The sequence below is a fragment of the Micromonospora sp. NPDC005206 genome (assembly GCF_040608175.1).
Lineage (GTDB): Bacteria > Actinomycetota > Actinomycetes > Mycobacteriales > Micromonosporaceae > Micromonospora.
On the sequence record NZ_JBEXHU010000028.1, the window covers coordinates 39,937 to 55,660 of the forward strand.

General features: G+C 65.8%; 13 protein-coding genes. 5 read left to right on the forward strand and 8 right to left on the reverse strand.

The annotated features are described in order from the left end of the window. Positions 1–7 precede the first annotated feature (7 nt). On the forward strand, positions 8–2,809 hold the full coding sequence (locus ABZU69_RS32375; RefSeq protein WP_354968096.1) for a helicase-related protein: 2,802 nt from the start codon (positions 8–10) through the stop codon (positions 2,807–2,809). After that, positions 2,806–7,719: a class I SAM-dependent DNA methyltransferase gene (locus tag ABZU69_RS32380; RefSeq protein ID WP_354968097.1), complete on the forward strand. Its 4,914-nt coding sequence runs from the start codon at positions 2,806–2,808 to the stop codon at positions 7,717–7,719. The genes ABZU69_RS32375 and ABZU69_RS32380 overlap by 4 nt, the downstream gene beginning before the upstream one ends. A 530-nt stretch (positions 7,720–8,249) precedes the next feature. Here ABZU69_RS32380 and ABZU69_RS32385 read toward each other — a convergent pair. The 5 genes from ABZU69_RS32385 to ABZU69_RS32405 all read right to left on the reverse strand — a co-directional run bounded on the left by ABZU69_RS32385 (position 8,250) and on the right by ABZU69_RS32405 (position 10,648). Beyond that, positions 8,250–8,444: a DUF397 domain-containing protein gene (locus ABZU69_RS32385; RefSeq protein ID WP_354968098.1), complete on the reverse strand. Its 195-nt coding sequence runs from the start codon at positions 8,442–8,444 to the stop codon at positions 8,250–8,252. Continuing rightward, positions 8,437–9,318 carry a helix-turn-helix transcriptional regulator gene (locus tag ABZU69_RS32390; RefSeq protein ID WP_354968099.1) on the reverse strand — a complete coding sequence of 294 codons (882 nt, stop codon included), beginning with the start codon at positions 9,316–9,318 and terminating at the stop codon, positions 8,437–8,439. The genes ABZU69_RS32385 and ABZU69_RS32390 overlap by 8 nt, the downstream gene beginning before the upstream one ends. A 216-nt stretch (positions 9,319–9,534) precedes the next feature. Continuing rightward, on the reverse strand, positions 9,535–9,843 hold the full coding sequence (locus ABZU69_RS32395) for a hypothetical protein (RefSeq protein ID WP_354968100.1): 309 nt from the start codon (positions 9,841–9,843) through the stop codon (positions 9,535–9,537). After that, the gene (locus ABZU69_RS32400; protein ID WP_354968101.1) at positions 9,840–10,058 is read right to left on the reverse strand and encodes a hypothetical protein; all 219 of its coding nucleotides are present in this window, start codon (positions 10,056–10,058) and stop codon (positions 9,840–9,842) included. The genes ABZU69_RS32395 and ABZU69_RS32400 overlap by 4 nt, the downstream gene beginning before the upstream one ends. After that, entirely contained in the window at positions 10,040–10,648 is a 609-nt protein-coding gene (locus ABZU69_RS32405) for a DNA-binding response regulator (RefSeq protein ID WP_354968102.1), read from the reverse strand. The genes ABZU69_RS32400 and ABZU69_RS32405 overlap by 19 nt, the downstream gene beginning before the upstream one ends. 162 nt (positions 10,649–10,810) lie before the next feature. On the opposite strand from ABZU69_RS32405, the gene ABZU69_RS32410 reads away from it, so the two are divergent. Further along, a complete protein-coding gene (locus ABZU69_RS32410; RefSeq protein WP_354968103.1) occupies positions 10,811–11,098 on the forward strand; it encodes a hypothetical protein in 288 nt (95 codons plus the stop codon). Between the two features lie 141 nt (positions 11,099–11,239). Further along, positions 11,240–13,723 carry an AAA family ATPase gene (locus ABZU69_RS32415; RefSeq protein WP_354968104.1) on the forward strand — a complete coding sequence of 828 codons (2,484 nt, stop codon included), beginning with the start codon at positions 11,240–11,242 and terminating at the stop codon, positions 13,721–13,723. 286 nt (positions 13,724–14,009) lie between these two features. Here ABZU69_RS32415 and ABZU69_RS32420 read toward each other — a convergent pair whose 3' ends face one another. Next, complete coding sequence (locus ABZU69_RS32420; protein WP_354968105.1) at positions 14,010–14,240, reverse strand: hypothetical protein; 231 nt, start codon at positions 14,238–14,240, stop codon at positions 14,010–14,012. Between ABZU69_RS32420 and ABZU69_RS32425 the strand changes: the two genes are divergently transcribed. Next, positions 14,233–14,391 carry a hypothetical protein gene (locus ABZU69_RS32425; RefSeq protein WP_354968106.1) on the forward strand — a complete coding sequence of 53 codons (159 nt, stop codon included), beginning with the start codon at positions 14,233–14,235 and terminating at the stop codon, positions 14,389–14,391. The genes ABZU69_RS32420 and ABZU69_RS32425 overlap by 8 nt on opposite strands. 131 nt (positions 14,392–14,522) lie before the next feature. On the opposite strand, the gene ABZU69_RS32430 is transcribed toward ABZU69_RS32425, so the two are convergent. Beyond that, positions 14,523–15,098 (reverse strand): hypothetical protein, encoded by a 576-nt coding sequence (locus tag ABZU69_RS32430; protein WP_354968107.1) that lies wholly within the window; start codon positions 15,096–15,098, stop codon positions 14,523–14,525. Positions 15,099–15,140: 42 nt separating this feature from the next. Beyond that, positions 15,141–15,695 carry a Uma2 family endonuclease gene (locus tag ABZU69_RS32435; RefSeq protein WP_354968108.1) on the reverse strand — a complete coding sequence of 185 codons (555 nt, stop codon included), beginning with the start codon at positions 15,693–15,695 and terminating at the stop codon, positions 15,141–15,143. Positions 15,696–15,724: the final 29 nt, after the last annotated feature.

Sequence of the window (15,724 nt, forward strand, 5' to 3'; positions counted from 1 at the left end):
ACCACCGATGACCACCTCCCAGGCCGCGACCTTCGCCCCGGGCTCCCGCATCGTTGTACGCGACGAGGAATGGCTGATCCGCAGCGTCAAGACCGGCACCGCGGACGGCACGATGGTGAAGGCGGTCGGCGTATCCGAGTTCGTGCAGGACGTCGAAGCGACCTTCTTCACCGCGCTTGAGGACATCACGCCGCTGGTGCCCGAGGAGACGGAGCTCGTCCAGGACACGTCGTCGCGGTTCCGCCGGAGCCGCCTCTTCCTGGAAGCGGTGCTGCGGCGTACCCCGCTGCCGCGCACCGAGCGTGGGTTGGCCCTGGCCGACCGGTTCCTGCTCGACCCGCTGACCTACCAGCAGCGACCCGTCGAGCTGGCGCTGTCCGGCCTGCGGCCGCGGATCCTGCTCGCCGACGTGGTCGGCCTGGGCAAGACCCTGGAGATCGGGCTGATCCTCGCCGAGCTGATCCGCCGGGGCCGAGGTGACCGCATCCTGGTGGTCTCCCCGCAGCAGGTCCTCGAACAGTTCCAACGCGAACTGTGGACCCGGTTCGCGATCCCCCTGGTCCGGCTCGACTCGACCGGCATCCAACGCATCCAGCAGGAGATCCCGGCTGGGCGCAACCCGTTCACCTACTTCAAACGGGCCATCATCTCGGTCGACACCCTCAAGGACGCGGGCCAGTTCGGCCACCACCTCGACGCCACGACCTGGGACGCCGTCGTCATCGACGAGTCACACAACCTCATCAACAAGGGCACGAAGCGCAACGAGCTGGCCCGCCGCCTGGCCGCGAAGACCGACGCGCTGCTGCTGGCCAGCGCCACCCCGCACAACGGCGACAAGGAGTCGTTCGCGCAGCTGATCTCGCTGCTCGACCCGGCGGCGATCGCCAACGAGAAGGACTACCAGGCCAGCGACATCGCACACCTCTACCTGCGCCGCACGAAGATCAGCCCGGAGGTACGCGACCAGATCGGCGACCGCTGGGCCGACCGCGGCCCGTCGCAGGCGCTGCACTGCGAAGCCAGCGACCGCGAGGAGCAGATCTTCGACGAGCTGACCGACGTGTGGCTGGCCGGCAAGTGGACCGACGAGGCGATCACCGGGCAGCACCGGCTCTTCCCGTACACCCTGTTGAAGTCGTTTCTGTCCTCGCACCGCGCGCTGCACGAGACGGTGACCAAACGGCGCAAGAAGGCCACCGGCACCGAGCGGGTGGCCCTGGACCGGCTCGCGGAGCTGACCTCCGCGATGACCGACCGGGACTCCAGCAAGCTCAAAGGGCTGGTCGACGAGCTGAAGAGGATCGGCGTCGGCAAGAACAGCGACACCCGGGCCGTGGTCTTCTCCGAGCGGGTGCCGACCATCAAGTGGCTCGCCGAGGTCGTCCCCGGGCTGCTCGGCCTCAAGCCGAACGCGATCCGAGTGCTGCATGGCGGTGTGGCCGACAAGGACGAGCAGACGATTCTCCAGGAGTTTGAGCTGGCCGGCAGCGAGGTCCGGTTGCTCTTCACCGGCGACGTCGCCTCTGAGGGTGTCAACCTGCACCAGCAGTGCCACCACCTGGTCCACTACGACATCCCGTGGAGCCTGATCCGGATCGAGCAGCGCAACGGCCGCATCGACCGCTACGGGCAGAAGCACCAACCGCAGTTCCGCGCGCTCATCCTCACCTCCGACCGCGAGGACGCCAAGGACGACCGGACGGTCTCCGAGAAGCTGCTCAACCGGGAGGAGACCGCCCACCGCAGCCTCGGCAGTGTCGAGGCCGTGACGGGCCAGTACGACGCCAAGGCCGAGGAGGACCGGCTGGTCCGTGACCTGCTCGCCGGCAAGTCGGTGGACGAGTCCTACGAGGCTGCCCACGCCGAGGTCGACGTGATGGCCGACCTCTTCGGCGACGTCGGCACCGCACCGGTCGCGGCGGATGTCCCGCGCGCTCAGGTACCCAAGCTCTTCGACTCCACCCAGGACTTCGTCGACGCCGCCCTGTACGAGATCTACGAGGACCGGCCCGAGGAACACATCGATCTGCGCCGTGAGGACGAGCTGCTGACCTTCCTCGCCCCCGACGACCTGGTGCACCGGCTCACCGACCTGCCCCGCTCCTACCTGCGCGCCCACCGCGAGGGCGAGGACCTGCGGCTCAAGGTCACCTTCGACCGCGCCCTCGCCCAACGCAAGCTCGACCAGGCCCGGCAGAGCAAAACCCCGATGTGGCCGGACATCGCCTTCCTCAGCGACGTACACCCGATGGTCGACTGGCTGGTCGACAAGGTCCTGATCCGGCTCGGCCGCCAGCAGGCCCCGGTCCTCACCGCCGACGTCACCGCGCCGACGTTCCTGATCCAGGGCGTCTACGCCAACCGCCTCGGCCAACCCACGGTCGTCCAGTGGATGGCCGTCTCCGGCCTGCCAGCGTCGCCGGCCATCCGGCCGATGGACGAGGTCCTGCGCGAGGCCAACGTCGGCCCGACGATGGTCAACCGCGCCGAGACCATCGCGATCGACCCGCTGAAGGAACTGCTGCCCGAGGCCGTCGAGGTTGCCCGCCAGTACCTGGAGGGCAAGCGCGTCGAGTGGGCCGCGGCCAACGCCGAGCCGTTGCAGAAGCACCGCCGGCAGCTGACGACCTTCCAACAGGCCAGCCTCACCGATGAGCTGCCCGGCGCTCATCGGGAGAAGCGACGCCAACGCGTCGACGCCACCGTCCAGGAGCAGCACGACCTGCTCGACCGTTTGGAAACCGCCGGTGACCCCCTGCTGCGGGTGCTCGCCGTCCTCGTACCGTCCTCGGAGAGTGCCGCATGAGTTTCGAGTCGCTGACCAACCGCGGCGAGTATCTCTCCGCGCACTACCTCGCCGAGATCCTGCCCACCACCCTCAAGGGCGGCCTGCTCAAGCAGTGGGCCGTGACGGAGAAGTCCGGCGAGCCGACGCCGCGCACCGGCCTGCGCGCCATGCGCCGACCCTACTTCGACGCCAAGACCGAGCTGACCGACGCCGACTTCTTCGACCCTGAGCGGTTGCGCAAGCAGCACCAGGACGTGCTGCGGGCGCTCGGCTTCGAACCGCAGCCGCAGACCATCACCGTCGAACGGGCCGGCCAGGAGCACGAGGTCCACGTCGCGCACGCCGAGCTGACCTCCGCGCACGGCATCGTCGCGCTGGACTGCGGTTGGGCGGCCGACACCGAGGCAGCCCAGGACTCGGACGACGCCGGCCGGCTGCTCGACCCGCTCACACTGTCGAGTACCGAAACCATCGAGACGGGCGCCAAGCTCGCCTCCCTGCTCTTCGCCGCCGACAGCCCCAAGCCCCGCTACGTGCTGATCCTCAGCGGTGGCGTGATCACCCTCGCCGACCGCACCGTCTGGGGTGAGGGCCGCTACCTGGCCGTCAGCCTCGACACCGCCTACGCCCGCAACGACGACAAGGAACTCGACGTCGTCGCCGCCCTCTTCGGCGCCGACTCGCTGCGCCCACCCGCCGAGGGCGGCACCGAACCCCTCGCCGACCTGGTCGCCGGCTCCCGCCAACACGCCGTCGGCGTCTCCAGCGAACTCCGCGAAGGCCTGAAGGTCTCCGTCGAACTCATCGCCAACGAGGTCCTCGACCAGATCCGGGCGGCCGGCTACCACCCGCAGCAGGTGATGGACCTTGACGAGCTGGCCAAGGAGTTGGGCCGCGAGGCGCTCCGCTATCTGTACCGGATCCTGTTCCTGCTCTACGCCGAGGCCCGCCCCGAACTGGGCGTGCTGCCGGTCAACGACCCCCAGTACATCGAGGGCTACAGCCTCGCCCGCCTCGGTGACCTCGTCTCCCGACGGATGGCCCCCTCCGCCGAGGGCCGCTACCACCTGTACGAGTCACTCGACCTGCTGTTCCGCATGGTCAACGAGGGGCACCGACCGCGCGGCGGCGCCGAGGCCGCCGACAAGGCCAGCGAGGGCGAGGGGCTGCGCTTCGAGCCGATGCGCTCCGACCTGTTCCTACCGGAGAAGACCAAGCTCATCGGCCGGCTGATCGCCGAGCCGGGCAGCGATCCCGACGACGAACACGCCCCGAGGATTGACACCCGGCTGCGCAACAAGGTCCTCTACGAGGTGCTGCGCCGACTGATGCTCACCAAGGGCGGCAAGAGGCGCCGCGGTGGCTTCATCTCCTACGCCCAGCTCGGCATCAACCAACTCGGCGCGGTATACGAGGGCCTGATGTCGTACACCGGGTTCGTCGCCACCGAGCAGCTCTACGAGGTCGCCAAGAACGGTGACCCGAAGGACGGCTCGTGGATGATCCCGGCCTCGAAGGTCGACGAGTACGACGACGGCGTCTTCGTCTACAAGGAGGACCCGTACACCGGCGTCCGCAGTCGGGTCAGTCACCAGCCTGGTGAGTTCGTCTACCGGCTCGCCGGCCGCGACCGCCAGACCAGCGCCTCCTACTACACGCCGCAGTCGCTGACCGAGGTCACCGTCCAACTCGCCCTCAAGTACCGGCTCGACCAGGACGACACGGTCACGCCAGCCCGGGAGCTGCTGAACTGGACGATCTGCGAGCCGGCGCTCGGCTCCGGCGCGTTCCTCAACGAGGCGATCAACCAGGTCGCTGCCGAATATCTGCGCCGTCGGCAGGCCGAACTTGAAGTGACCCTCGACCCGGAGGACTATCACCTCGAACTCCAGCGGGTAAAGGCCTACATCGCCCTGCACAACAGCTACGGCGTCGACCTCAACCGCACCGCAGTCGAGCTGGCCGAGGTGTCGCTCTGGCTCAACGTCATGCACGCCGGCCTCCAGGCACCCTGGTTCGGCCTGCACCTCCAGCGCGGCAACTCCCTCATCGGCGGCGGGCGCAAGACCTACACCCCGAAGCAGCTCGCCGACAAGTCGTGGCTCACCACCGCGCCGAAGGAGCAGCCGTTCCGGGACGGGCCGATCGACGAGGGCACCATCCACCACTTCCTGCTCCCGGCCGACGGCTGGGGCGCGGTCGCGGGGGAGAAGGAGGCCCGCGAGCTGGCGCCGGCCGAGACCGCACGATTGAAGGCCTGGCGTACGGCGATGAAGCGCACGCCATCGGCCAAGGGCAAGAACTCGCAGGTACAGCGCTTGCAGGCTCTCGCTCGGAGGGTCGAGTTTCTGTGGGGGCTGGTGCAGCAGCGGCTCGACATCTCGGAGCGGGAGATCCGTCGCGACATCAAGGTCTGGGGCGCCGACGACTTGCCGGAGGTTACCGAGGCGGTGCCCCGGGAAGAGATCCTCGCCGACCTGACCGCGCCGGGCACGCCGTACTGGCGGCTCAAGACGCTGATGGACGTCTGGTGCGCGCTGTGGTTCTGGCCACTGGACAAGGTCGGGCTGCTTGACGGCTCCGACCCGGCCTATCCGGCCGCGCCCGTCCAGGTCTCACACATCAAGGACGAGCCAGCGTACGAGGAACCGGCCGTCTATGAGACTGCGGACATCTTCGGGAACGTGCAGCCGCAGCAGATGAAGTTGCCGACCAAGCCGACCGGGGGGATCCGGCGGATGACCGTGGCGGAACAGCTCCGTCAGCAGGTACCGCTGTCGAGCCTGGATGACTGGATCACCTTCGCCGAGGCGCTCATCGGCCGCAGCGATGCCGACGAGAACACCGAGAGGTTCTACGGCCGGAACCTCACGAGCCTGAGCGAGATGAGCGATTTCGAGCGCAAGCTCGACGGCGTGATCGGAGTCGACTCGCCTTGGACGCTCTCGGATCGCTTCCCGTGGCTTCTCGGGGCCGATCGGATTGCGGAACAGCAGGGCTTTCTTCATTGGGAGCTCACGTTCGCCCAAGCCTTCGGCAAGGGCGGCTTCGACCTCCAAGTAGGAAATCCCCCCTGGGTGAGACCTGACTGGAAAGAGGATGTGGTTCTAGCGGAGATTGAACCGTGGTTTCGCCTGACTGAAAAGCCCATGGCCCAATCTTGGAAAGCCCGGAAGGCGAGCTTGCTCAATCGTTCGACAGTCCGAAGTGGTTACCTTGGTGAAATGTGCACTAACGCCGCGCTTGTGGAGTTCTTGGGCGGAACTGCGACTTTCCCCCTCATGGCCGGCACGCGGCCGGACTTATACCGCGTCTTCATGTGTCAGGCTTGGAGGCATGGAAGCCGTTCCGGTGTGGCCGGGTTGGTGCACCCGGACACGCATCTTAACGGAATTAAGGAACGTTCCTTGCGTGCCGCCTCATACCGGCATTTGCGCCTCCATATGCACTTCATCAACAAAACGAAGTTGTTTGACGATGTAAGTGATAACGTCACGTTCGGCGTCCATGTTTATGGCGCTGCTGGGAAAATCGGGTTCAAGAATCTAAGCTGGTTGTTCGATCCTCTCACGGCTTTGGGTTCGCTTCAGCAGTTTGGTGGCGGCGATGCGCCTGGCTACCGCAGTGATGGGAAATGGGACCTTCGCCCCCACCCCTCGAGGGTAGTGTGGGTTGACGAGAGCATCCTGGCGCTTTGGCAGCAATTGCGAGGCGTTATGGACGAGAGCGCCGACGAGGCATCTCTGCTTTATCCCATTACCAGTTACGAGGATCGAGCTATTGCGGCCTTGGCTAACTTTTCTAAGCGTCTGGGCTCTGAGGATTTGAAAATTAGCGGTGGCTATAACGAGACGACCGACCGTCATGGCGGACGAATAAGGTGGCACCAGAGCGAACTCGCATCCGCGCACAAGCTCATTCTGCAGGGGCCGCACTTCGGTATCGCAACGCCCATTGCAAAGCAACCCCGCGTTCCTTGTCGTAGCAATAATGACTGGGACCGGGTAGATCCGAGCGAGATCAGCTCCTCGTTCGTGCCGCGAACCAACTACATGTTGTCGCCAAGTGAGGCGGCCAGCCGCTCTGCCCAAGACCTTTGGTGGGGTAAGCCCTGCACGACCTATTTCCGCTTAGCATGGAGGCGAATGATCGCCTTCAATACGGAGCGGTCGCTCTACGCTGCGCTGATTCCGCCTGGACCGGCTCACGTGGACGGTGTGCATACGCTTGCTCTAGCCGACAACGCTGCTACGGTGCTTAACGCGGGATTCTGGGCGTCGCTTCCATTAGACTACTTCCTCAGGATTACAAACCGAACAAATTTTCGTATTGCGGACGCCAAGTCGATGCCATCCGCTACGAAGTCGCATCCACTCGCGCCGGCGCTGTTGCTGCGGACATTGAGGCTTAACTGCCTCACAGGGGACTATTCTGGTCTTTGGGAAGAGCTTTACGATCCCGAATGGCAAGGCGAGCGGTGGGCGGTTGACTGGGGACCGCTTGATCAGGTCGGAGAGGTCTGTCAATCGTGGCGGCGGGTGACACCCTTGCGCCGTGAGCAAGAGCGTCGGGCTGCCCTTGTCGAAATCGACGCTCTCGTCGCTGTTTGGCTCGGTATTCGATGGGAGGAGTTGGTGGCAGTCGCGGGAGCCCGATACTCCAGCCTCATGGATCGAGAAGAGAAGACGTGGTTCGACGCCACCGGGCGAAAAATCGCGGCGGATGCCTACGCATTCGGGCACGGTCAGACGAAGGGGCATTACGAGCAGCTGAAGGCATACTTGGACGATCCGGATCGGAATCCGGTTCCGGAGGGGTATACAGCACCGTTTTACAAGGCGGATCGGGAGAACGAATATCGGCAGGCGCACGCCGAGTTCAGTAAGCGGCTCCAAGATGCGATCGAGGCGGGCTGGCGGCCGTCGTAGCCCTCGCTATTCCTTTTTGTCGCCGGACGGAAAACAGATGGCTCCGAGTAACCACCAGAAACATCAGGCGGGACGGCGCATTGCGGTGGCCGAGGCCCTGATGCGCGGCTATACGGTGCGCAGACCTTCGTGAAGATCAACGGTAGGACGGCCGTTGTGCAGGTCGCCGCACAGGGCGGCTGGATGATCGCGGACATCGACAGGATGACGGCGATGTCGGTCGACCTCTACGTCCTTTGTGGACGTAACCGACGGACGCCGGGACTTCTACGTCCTACCGGGAGACGACCTGCGTGCCGGAGTGCGCGAGCGGCACGACGAGTTCATGGCGAGCGTTGGCGGTGTTCGCCCGCGTAACCGGGCGGCGGCATGCGGCGATCTACCCGGCGAACGTGGAGGCATGGCGGAACTGGCGGTCGTTGTTCGAGGACGTGGCCCAGCCCGCTATCGGGGACGCGGCCTCCTGACCTATTGCGCGACGGGAGTGTCTCCGGCGTGACCGCCGGCTGCGCTCCCGTCTGGCGTACGGCTCAGTGCCCAAACTTGGTGACCCGGACGAAGTTGGTCCAAGCGGCGGGGGAGAAGGTGAGGGCAGGCCCGGCCGGGTCCTTGCTGTCGCGAACGGCGACGAGGCCTGGGAGGTTGTCGGCGACCTCGACACATGCCCCGCCGTTGTCGCCGCTGCGGGTGCTCTTGCGCCATAGGGCGCCGGCCAGTTCAGCCATGATGGACCTCTCCGACGATCTTGTTGATGAGTTGCCTCGATTGTTGCTCATCGAGAGCCAGAGACGTAATGCTCGCCCACGCCTTCTCGTAGGCGGCGATCTCCTCGGGCCGGTCGAGGTACAGGGCGCCGGTCAGCGACTCGCTATAGACGACGGACGGCTCCGGGACGACTCGGTTGGTTAACGGGAAGTCGAGCATCATGAAGGTGCCGGCGAGCGCGCCGTAGTGCGCCCCGACGGATAGCGGCAGGATCCGGATGGAGATGTTGGGTAGGCCTGCGAGGTCGTTCAGGTGTCGGAGCTGATCGGCCATCACCGTCCGGCTGCCGATCTGCTTGATCAGCAGCGCCTCGGCGAGCACCGAGCTGAGCTGAGGTGTTTTCGGCAACCGTCGCCGTAGGAGGACCTGCCGCTGGAGCCGGATGCTGATGAACTGCTCCAACTCGTCTTCGCTCACATCGGTGCGGTTCTGAAAGACACCCCTGGCATACGCCTCCGTCTGCAAGAGGCCGGGGATCAGCGACTCGTCATACCCCCGCAGTCGGGATGCGGCGGATTCCAGGCCGACGTACAGCTCGAACCAGTCAGGGACGGCGTCGCCGTACGAGTGCCACCAGCCCTTGGCCTTGGTTTCGTTGGCCAGGGCGGTGAGGGCGCCAGCCAGGTCGGGCGTCGCCCCGTACAGCTCGCACATGACCTTGACGTCGAGGGCGCGGACCGGGCCGAGGCCGGTCTCGATGCGCCACATCTTCTGTCGGCTGCACTGCATCGCGTCGGCCGCGCCGTCCAGCGTCATCCGGGCTTCGGTGCGTAGCTCGCGCAGCGCCCGTCCGAGCTGCCGTCGCGGCACTGTCGATCCCATGTCGTCGGCCATCGGCTCCCGCCCTCTCCACGTTGCATTTTGTTACATCCAGACGCCATCGCTGAAACGCGCGGTCGTTGCCCCCGATAACCAATTCGACTGGGTGTTGCCGCGCAAATCGATCCGCCTCTGACCATACAAGACGCCCCCGACAGGAGCCATGAACGCGCAATTCCCACGCGCGGTTAATTGGCGTACTGTCGGGGGTGGAATGGTGTCGATCGAGGTTTACAGTTCGTGGCGAAGTCGGGCCAGGCCGCAGGTGAGCAGGATGCCGAGAATGACCAGCCCGGTCCTCGTCCAGGGCACGTCCCTACCCGGCCGGACGCCGATGGAGACCGCCACCGCCAGTTGTGCGGTTAGGACGAGGCAGATGACGACGCTCAGCACCCGGTATCCGACCCCGTAGAAGGACCACCAGGTCACCGTGCCGAACACGGCCGGGACAACCATCAGCAGGCTCAGCCCGATCAGCGGCGTAGCGAGTTTCCACCGCAGCAGAGCGTTCCCGGCCGGGTGCGATACCTGTCGGGTCAACTGTCGATGACCCGCAGGAAGACCGTGCCGCTGCGGGCGTCGAGGTAGACGGTGCCGTTGTACTGTGACGTCCGCACGTCCTCGGCGTACTGCTCGCTGACCTGCCAGGTGCCGTCGGTGGGTAGGAACGGGCGCAGCTCGGCGCTCAGCGGCGCGTCCCGGTAGTCAATGCGCGCCAGCAGGTCGTTCTTTTGTATCAGAGGGTTTGCAGCCAACCCCGTTCTTGAGCACGGACGATGGCTTCGATCCGCGACCGTGCGCCCAACTGCCGGTATACCCCCTGCAGCAGTCGGAACATAGCGCGCTCCGAGTACCCGGCGATCCGGGACAGTTCAGCAACCGTCATCCCAGCGGCAAGGTGGCGCAGCCAGGTCAACTCAGCCGCTGTAATCGCTTGCCGGGTTTCTTCGGCGGCGACTGCTCCGCCGGCAAGTATGACCGCGACTGCGGCGGGCAGGACGGTCTGGCCGTCGATAGTTGCCTCCACGGTCCGTCGAAGAGCGACTGGGGTGACCTCGCGGTGCAGTACGGATCGCGCCCCGGCGCGTACCGCTCGTACTCCGAGCCCGGCAGATTCCTCCGTCAGCACCGCGATGACCTGCTGCGCGGGTGCGATATCCCGGAGCCGACCGAGCAGATCCCAATCCCCGGTGGTGGCCAACGTGAGCAGCACGAGATCGGATCGGCTGCGACGCGCCCAGTTGACTGGGTCCGCCGGGACCTCCACCTGGTACCCGGCTGCGGATAGAACAGCGACCACCCCCTGTCGGTACATCGGCAAGGGGTCGATCACCGCGAGATGCATGGCGATGAGGGTAGGTAGCCCGGTGCCGAGTCCGTTGCGCAACCGGCGGCGGGTCGGCAGGGTTCTGCCCTCGAACTGGCAGATCTCGCCCGTTTCATGTCATGGATCTGCCCGGCATACGCCCATAGCGTAGAGGTGCCACGTCGTCTCGCGGGAGGGCCGATGGTAGTTGACAACGATTTAGGACTGGGCTTCTTCGTTCCGATCAGTGAGGAGGATCGGGAGATCGTCCGGAAGGCGCTGATGCTTGGTATCAAGGTCGCCCCAGAGGAGCGCGATGCTATTGAGGCGATCGCCGAGGAGCATGAAGAGTGGCGTCAGCTCAGCGAAAGAGATCGTGATATGAGGGTGTTCAACGCCATCACAAGAGCGTGGTATCCGCGGGCCGCGCCGTCGCTCTTGGACGTTCGCGTTGTCATGGCCGCGCTGCGCGCGGGTCACCGCGCGTAGGTTGATCGCCGTTCTGCCGCCTTTGCGGTGACAGGGCGCTGTCGAACCTGGGCCGGACGGTGCATTCCGGCGCGCAGTCTAGGCGTTCATGATGGCAGTATGCCGCAGCGAGTCAGGGCCCGTTTGCTCTGGGTAGCCGTTGTGAGTCTGGTTCTTGGTGCCCTCCTGACCTTCGGCGATGTGCCGAGATGGTGGGCCGTGCTCACCGATGCTGAAGAGACCGACTTCCTCCGGTTCCTCGATCGCAGCGACAAGGTGGCCAGCATCTTGTCGCTGCTGGTCGGGGTGGCTGCCCTGCTGCTGGCGGTTGCGCAAGTCCGCCGGAGCGGCAGACCGCCCGGTCCCCCGGCCACGTTCGCCGAGCAGGCCCGGCAAGTGGCGGACTTCTTCGTGAACCGTCGCGTGGAGCGTCTCCGACTCCGATGGGCGCTGAACGACCGGCGATCGCGATTGATCGTGGTGCACGGTCCGCCTGGCGTCGGCAAGACCGAACTCGTCCGGCGCGTTCTCATCAAGGCGGGGATTGACCACGGGTGGCACCTTGCGACTCCAGCATTCTCGCCAGGGGTCGACACGATCGTGCGGGAGTTGGACGCCGTCTGGGAGACGCCACGCGACGCGTTCTCGCATCCCGACGAGTCGCCCATTGGGCGGCTGGAGGCCATGCTCCGTAGTCAAGGGACGAGACGGCACGTCATCGTGTTCGACTCCATGGAGCGTCTGCTCAACGACGACCGTCAGCTGATGGACTTGTCGTTCGACGAGGCACTCGACTTGATCACTAGCGGCCCACGGCACCGCGTCAAGCTCGTCCTCGTGACCGATAGGCTGCCTGCGGCGGCCGGCGGGGACTGGGTTGGAAAGGCGCGCCGGATCGCGGTGGACGGTCTCCCTCTCGAACACTTCCGGACGTTCGTTGCGGAGAGCGCCGGCGAACGCACGAATCTACTGGCGTCGCTTGATGATCGGAAGCTGGCTGAGGTCCGCCGGGACCTCGGCGGCCGGCCGCGACTCGCGCAACTGTTCGACGCGATCGTCGAATCCGACCACAACCGGACCGCGCTCTCCCTAGCCGCGGAACTGCACGACTGGGCTGCCCGGGCGGGCAGCGTGGACGGGGTCGGCGATCGTCTTCGGCGCGAGATGACCGAGGCATTCCGGTCTGACCGGCGTCGGATCTACCGAGCCGTGGCGGCCTTCGCTACGCCGGTCGATGCCGCGACCGTCGCGGCTCTCGTCAACGAAGGTCGGGACCGCGACGACCAGTTGGACACGGAGGATGTCCGAGGCGAACTGGTCACGCTGGGCCGACATGCCATCCACGCAGACCGGAGCGGGCGGCTCTTCTTCCTAGGGCCAGCCGAGGCGTACCGGGTGCTCGAGTGGCAGCACGGCGACGACTTGAAGAAGATCGGCGCAGATCGTGAACTGCTGGAGAACGCGGCCGAGGCACTCCGGCGACGGCGCAAGGCGGATCGTCATGGAGACTGGGCCGATCCGCAGGCGTCGCTCGCCGAGGTCGGCGCCTGGCTGCGTGCCGACATGCCGGTCCCAGCTTTCCGGTCGATCGAGGAGATGGACAACGACGCCGAGACGGGCAGCCCCACGATGCTGTTCCGCGCGGCACGGCAACTCATCGCGGACCGAATCGATCCAACCGACCAGCCTGCCAACTACAACGCTCTCGGCTACCTGTTCCGTGCCAGCGGTGACTACAGGAGTGCTGACGACGCCTACTGTTCAGCCCTCGCGGGAGTCGCCGACGACCAACCGGCCTGGAAAGCCAAGATCTACGTCAATCGCGGCGACCTGTTGTGGGCGCAAGGGCATGTCGGCCGCGCGTTCAGCGACTTCGAGAACGCGCTCCATCTGGCACCGAGTGACCCAGCGGTGACCGCCGGAGCGCTCTCCGGAAAGGCCAGATGTCGACGACGAGAAGGCAAGTTCACCGAGGCCGAGAACTTCCTAGCCGAAGCGCTGCGCCGGGCGGGGCGACAGCCCAGACGCATGGTCCCGCTCGCGGTCCGTCTTGTGCGGCTGTACGTCGAGACCGAGCAATGGCTGGAGGCCGAGACGCTGATCTCGCGGATCCGGGAAAGCGTGGCGCATGACGGCGGCAGCGCTCTGCGCGCGGCCTACCTCGACACCTTGGCAGATCTGAGATTGGCTAGGGGCCAATGGGACGAGGCGCTGCGGGCGGCGCGAGATGCGGTGGGGCTTGCCCTGCCGGTGCACGATCCCGTCACCGCCCTGCAGGCCCGTTCGACCATCAGCGTGATCCGGATGCATCAGGGCAAGTTCGAGCAAGCTGCCCGAGAAGCCATGCTCGCCAGGCGATACAGCGGCAGTGATGCATTGATCGTCATTGCCCTGCAGGGCGTCGCGCTTCGGCGGTTGAGCCGCCTCGCCGAAGCGCGACACGCCTTCGATGAACTCCTGAGGCAAGCCGAGATACGCACAAGACGTTACAAGCAAGACTTCGCCGCCTGGGCGCTTCTGGGAATCGCCGTGTGTGGTCTGGTCGGGCCTTGGAGCACGGCACGGAATCGCTCGACGCTGCGATCGCTGCCTTCGCACATGCGCAGCATCCCGAAGCCGAGCCGGCACCTGCTATCACGAGGCTAATGCGCTTCCTGCTCGAAACCATGGCAGCGGGCGATGATGAGCGACAGACGTTGCGTCCCGCGCTCGATCATCTCCGGCGCGCTCTCGAACAGCAGTTGACCGCTGGCCTAACGAAGGCCACGGACGACCATCCAGGCGGTGACACTTCCTGATCACGTGCTGATTGCGATGGTGAGACATCGTGTAGAGGCGCCGGGTGTTGCATTAGCGGTCGCGGCGGCAGCGGGAACGATGCGGGGCGCTCAGTCCGTGCTGGTTAGCGCGTGTTTCGTAAGTTACGCCACGATCATGGTTGATCGAGGAATGATGAAATCTCTCCGCCCGGGTCCACCGAAACTCCTGCGGGCAGACGCTGCCGGTACACCGTGGTGAGGTCCTGCTCGACGACCGCCACGTCGCCGTTGCCGAGCTCCCAAACATCGGGACAGCTGCCGTCGCCGGAGTTGTTGCCCAGTTCGTGTGAGGACTGACCCCAGCGCCCCGGAACGACCGTCCGGCACGTGTTCATCGTGAGCATCGGTGCCACCTACGTCGGCGATGAGGACCTCGTCTATTCCGCTGAGCACAAGGAACTCGGCGTGTTCTCGTATGACGAGATGCCTGATCTGCACATGCCCGAGCCCTACAAGCGGACCATGCAGCGCTGGCGTGAGCGCCAGCTGACTTAGCGGGTCCGGGTGCGCCAGGCATGCTGCCGGCCGTTGCGCAGGCGCAGTGTCTGGGTGGTACTCGACGTCCACCGCAGATCCGGGTCGAACAGGGCAGGCTGTAACGGTGCCGCCGGCCCCCAAGTGGGCGATCAGCTTGAGCGGTCTGAGGTGGGCGCTGCCGTCACAAACCCTTCGGCGTACGTTTGGCGAGCGGCCTGTAGGAAGTCGAGCCGCTCGCTCCACACACGTTCCCAGGCGGCCTCAAGCCCAGGTGGCCAGCGGCGACTCCGGTACCGCTTGTCGATGATGTCGGAAAGGGCGCCGACCGCGTCACGGAGCTTCTGAGCGCGATGCGCTAGCACGTCAGGCCCAGCCACCTGCACGGTCGCGTTGGCGGCGACGAGTTGATTCCAGTCGGCCGTGTATTGCCGGTATTGGTCTGTTGGCCGATCACCCTCGGGATGCAGGTCCACCAGGTCGCCGAGTTCCCGGGCCTGATCAAGGAAGCTGTCCACCCGTGTCAGAAACAAGACGTAAGCCGCGTTCCGTGCGTCAGCGAGCTGGCCGCTCCGGGCTCGTTCGGCGTCCGCAATCTCATGGCCGCGGGCCAGTTCGGCCTCAGCGCGCTGGGTGCGGGTGCTCAGGTATCCGACGCCGACCGTTGCCCCGCCCCCGACCAGGGCGCCCAGCAAACCGATAAGGCCGGTGGCGATTTCCGCACTCATGGAGGGCAGTAGACCATAGAAGACGGATAATATCCGCCGCCCTCAGCTGAGGTCGTGCTCCTCCAGGCTGGTGTTGAGGACCCAGGCGAGCGGCATGGTCGCGCGGGCAATATAGTACTCGCCCTCCAGACGGTGCATGGTGACGGTCTGCGCCGCATCCTGGTCAACCACCCAGTACTGAGGGATGCCTGCGGCGGCGTATTCACTGCGCTTGGTCACCGTGTCGACACCCTCGGACCCGGGCGACACAATCTCGACCACCAGAAGCACGTCGGCGACCGGCAGCCAGACGCCGTCGGACTGAGCCTTGCTCCACATCACCAGGTCTGGGATGCGTCCGCCGACACCGCCGTCACGACCCGGGATGCGTAGTCCTACCGCCTGGGCGACGCGGTCCGCCGAGACACCGCCCTGGGCGAGCCGCAGCATGAGCCGGGTCGCGATGATCGCGTGGGCGTATCCCGCCGGCGGCAGGATCGAGACGACTCCCTCGGGGCCGATTTCATACCGGTGGTTCTCGTCCGCAGCCATCATCGCGGTGAGGTCATCGAGCGTTACGACCGATGGCATATGCCTGCCAACCGCCCCCGGGTTCACGGGCGAATCGTACCGGTCGGCCGCCTGGC

Bases quoted from the DNA above. Each gene is read 5' to 3' on its own strand.
- ABZU69_RS32375 (WP_354968096.1), top strand. From the start codon at position 8: ATGACCACCTCCCAGGCCGCGACCTTCGCCCCGGGCTCCCGCATCGTT.
- ABZU69_RS32380 (WP_354968097.1), top strand. From the start codon at position 2,806: ATGAGTTTCGAGTCGCTGACCAACCGCGGCGAGTATCTCTCCGCGCAC.
- ABZU69_RS32385 (WP_354968098.1), bottom strand. From the start codon at position 8,444: ATGGCTGAACTGGCCGGCGCCCTATGGCGCAAGAGCACCCGCAGCGGC.
- ABZU69_RS32390 (WP_354968099.1), bottom strand. From the start codon at position 9,318: ATGGCCGACGACATGGGATCGACAGTGCCGCGACGGCAGCTCGGACGG.
- ABZU69_RS32405 (WP_354968102.1), bottom strand. From the start codon at position 10,648: ATGCATCTCGCGGTGATCGACCCCTTGCCGATGTACCGACAGGGGGTG.
- ABZU69_RS32410 (WP_354968103.1), top strand. From the start codon at position 10,811: ATGGTAGTTGACAACGATTTAGGACTGGGCTTCTTCGTTCCGATCAGT.
- ABZU69_RS32420 (WP_354968105.1), bottom strand. From the start codon at position 14,240: ATGCTCACGATGAACACGTGCCGGACGGTCGTTCCGGGGCGCTGGGGT.
- ABZU69_RS32430 (WP_354968107.1), bottom strand. From the start codon at position 15,098: ATGAGTGCGGAAATCGCCACCGGCCTTATCGGTTTGCTGGGCGCCCTG.